We start from the raw sequence: 578 nt of genomic DNA on the forward strand, positions 1-578 counted from the left end.
CTATGAACTGACCGGGTGGGTGGTAGCGCTTGGAGTTCCCCTTGCGGATGGGCGCAGCCGGATGCCCTCAGCCATGGCCAGGTCATCTTCGGCCTGATAGTCGGTGTACCCCCGATCCACGTACAGCTCGCTTCCCTGCGGCAAGTCCAGCGGCAGCCGATACAACCCCTCCACGTCCGCGGTAGCGCCAGGGGTGAGGAGAACTTCGCTGATCCACTGGTTATCCGTGCAGACCAGGTGGAGCTTGAGTCCGTGGAAGTAGCTGCGTTTGCTGGGAATGTAGCCCCGGTATACGCGGGCTGGGGCCAGGCGGCAACGGGGCGCGCGGATGTTTTCACAGACCGGCAGGGGTAAGGTGTCGAGGATGTAGTGCTCCACTGAGCTTAGCTGCTCCCATAAAGTCTTGCTCAGGGACAATAGCAGCGGTATCCAGTGGGCCAGGCTGTGCAGCCGTCGGCTGAAGCGGCTGGGGGAGGGGATGTAGCTGAAAAGACCCTGCTCTTTGGCATAGATCAGGGCGTGCTTGTGCTTTCCAGCGAAAGCCAGGGCGGCCAGAATCCAGATGGTGAGGACGACGC

At 61.8% G+C, this 578-nt stretch carries 1 pseudogene; it reads right to left on the minus strand.

Going from position 1 to position 578, the window contains the following annotated elements:
* Nucleotides 1-578, minus strand: a pseudogene (locus ABWU19_RS15040) (transposase); the annotation flags it as partial.

The sequence above is a fragment of the Meiothermus cerbereus genome (genome assembly GCF_051297115.1).
Classification (GTDB): domain Bacteria; phylum Deinococcota; class Deinococci; order Deinococcales; family Thermaceae; genus Meiothermus; species Meiothermus cerbereus_A.